We start from the raw sequence: 2,407 nt of genomic DNA on the forward strand, positions 1-2,407 counted from the left end.
CCCGCACGGCATCGACTGCGTGCTTGATGTTTCCGAACACCGCGGCGGACAGCTTCTCCGGATCGATGAGGCCGTCCGCATTGCGCAGGCCGGCGGTCCAGTCGCCGCCTGACGGCATCGCCGCCACGACGATGCGGGCATCCGAGATCCTGGCGCTGGTCAGCCGCACATCTCCCCACAGCAGCGGGAACAGACGCACGCCGAAGCGCACGCGGCCGGCATCGGCCATCGGCTTGCCGTCTGATGTCTTCAAGCTGACGTCGCTGACCTGAAGCGCGATGAAACTCGAACCGTCGAGCGTGATGCGGGCAGGCCCGACCGCGACATTGACATCGACGCCCGCCAGTTTCTCAAGCGCCGTTTCCGCCTCGGCGCGAAGCCGGTCGGCTCCGATGCCGGAGGCGCCAACCAGATAAACGAGCACGGCGGCCAGCAGCACGAAAGCGACCAGACCGGCGAACAGTCGCGACAGGATGCGAAAACCGCGTCCGATCGACGCCTGACCAAGCGGCGGCACACGGCAGGCGGACGGAAAGGTCCCCAGGTCGGTGATCTCATCACGCCTGAACCGGATCTTCTCGTGCTGCGGTCGCTCCTGATCCACGCAATTTTCCGTTGTACGAACTCGATCGTGGACGAATCCCCGTCCGACACTATATCGGTGTGGCTTCGCGCGTAACCTCAAACAAGGGCATCGGTATGGCTGACCTCGACGTAGGCGATCTTGCGCCGCAATTTGACCTGCCGCGGGACGGCGGCGGATCGGTCAGCCTTGCCGCATCGTCCGGCAAGCCCATCGTGCTCTATTTCTATCCGCAGGACGACACAACAAGCTGCACGCAGGAGGCGATCAGCTTCTCGCAGTTGAAGCCGGAGTTCGAGAAGGCCGGCGCCGTGGTGATCGGCCTGTCGCCCGACCCCGTCAAGAAGCACGACAAGTTCAAGTCGAAATACAATCTCACCATCGACCTCGCCGCCGACGAGGAGCGCAAGGTGATCGAGGCCTACCATCTGTGGGTCGAGAAATCGATGTATGGCCGCAAGTATATGGGCGTCGAGCGCGCGACGTTCCTGATCGGCCGCGACGGGCGGATCGCCAGGATCTGGCGCAAGGTCCGCGTCAAGGGCCATGCCGAAGAGGTGCTCGAGGCCGTTCGAGCGCTTTGAGGTTTGCCGGCGAGGCTGGCCCAGGTTCCCTTGCAACCTTACGCACGCCTGGCGGGCAATCGCTGCGAGCAAGCTATCGCTGCAAGCCTTTGTTAACCCTAATAATGTGTAATCAAGCTGTCGTGGTGTCGTAAACGAAAGCTTGGTCCCGTGAACGCAACCGGTCAGTCCGCAGTCTTCGGCAAGCGTAAGGAGCCCCATACGGTCATCATCGCCCGGGGCAACGAGATCAGGCATTTTACGATCCGACCGTGGCTGGCGGCCTTTATCGGCTCGGCGCTGGCCGCCATTGCCGTCGGCTACCTCATGGCCACCTCCTATCTCGTGCTGCGCGACGATTTGATCGGCGCCACAACGGCGCGTCAGGCGCGCATGCAGCAAGCCTATGAAGATCGCATTTCGGCGCTTCGCGCCCAGGTCGACCGCATCACCAGCCGCCAGTTGCTCGACCAGCAGCTGATGGAAACCAAGGTCAGCGAACTGCTTGAACGCCAGAGCCAGTTGAGCCAGCGTCATGGCCGCCTTGGTCCGCTGCTCGAACGCGCCGAGAGCGAAGTCGGCGCAGCGCCGGCCGAAGATCCGGCAGCGGCTGCGAAGCCGGACAAACGCGCCGAAGCGACCGGCAGCATCAAGGAGCCCGCGCGGAATTATGCGGTCGCCAGCCTGAGCGCCGATCTCGGCGCCGGCGACACAAGGCCGTTCTCGCTGTGGTCAACCCGCTCCGATCCGCTGCCCAATGATTCAGCCGCCGATCGTGCCGACAAGCTCTTCGTCTCGATCAACCAGTCGTTGAAATCCATCGAGAGCGATCAACTGACCCGCATCAGCACGCTTGCCGACAATGCCTATAAGAGCGCCGATGCCATCACCCAGGCGCTCGAGGCGGCCGGACTGCCCGTCGACAGCGACTTCGGCAAGGGCGACAGCGACGTCGGCGGACCGCTGATCCCGCTCGACAGTTCGATGATGTTCGACAGCAAGGTCAAGGAGCTGGACGAAGCGCTGGACGCGCTCGACCATCTCAAGAAAGAAGCGCGCCAGCTGCCGCTGACCAACCCCGCGCCGGGCCACTCCGTCACCAGCCCGTTCGGCGTGCGCACCGACCCGATCCTCGGCACCGCGGCACTGCATTCCGGCATGGATTTCAGGGCGCCGATCGGCATGGCCGCAAAGGTCACGGCGCCCGGCACCGTCACCAAGGCCGGCTGGAACGGCGGCTATGGCCGCATGGTTGAAGGCG

General features: G+C 64.0%; 2 protein-coding genes and 1 pseudogene. 2 read left to right on the plus strand and 1 reads right to left on the minus strand.

Annotated elements, in window-relative coordinates:
* Positions 1-604 (minus strand): annotated as a pseudogene (locus tag EN925_RS32035) (hypothetical protein); the annotation flags it as partial.
* A 95-nt stretch (positions 605-699) separates the two neighbouring features.
* Here EN925_RS32035 and EN925_RS32040 point away from each other — a divergent pair.
* Both EN925_RS32040 and EN925_RS32045 read left to right on the plus strand, forming a co-directional pair.
* Complete coding sequence (locus EN925_RS32040; RefSeq protein ID WP_023810305.1) at positions 700-1,167, plus strand: peroxiredoxin; 468 nt, start codon at positions 700-702, stop codon at positions 1,165-1,167.
* Positions 1,168-1,317: 150 nt separating this feature from the next.
* Positions 1,318-2,407 (plus strand): M23 family metallopeptidase (locus tag EN925_RS32045; protein ID WP_164894533.1); only part of this gene is annotated, 1,090 nt, incomplete at its 3' end.

This window comes from Mesorhizobium sp. M7A.F.Ca.US.006.04.2.1, from assembly GCF_004022915.1.
Taxonomy (GTDB): domain Bacteria; phylum Pseudomonadota; class Alphaproteobacteria; order Rhizobiales; family Rhizobiaceae; genus Mesorhizobium; species Mesorhizobium ciceri.

What these genes read in the sequence shown, in the direction of transcription:
- EN925_RS32040 (WP_023810305.1), top strand. Translation starts at nt 700, where the DNA reads ATGGCTGACCTCGACGTAGGCGATCTTGCGCCGCAATTTGACCTGCCG.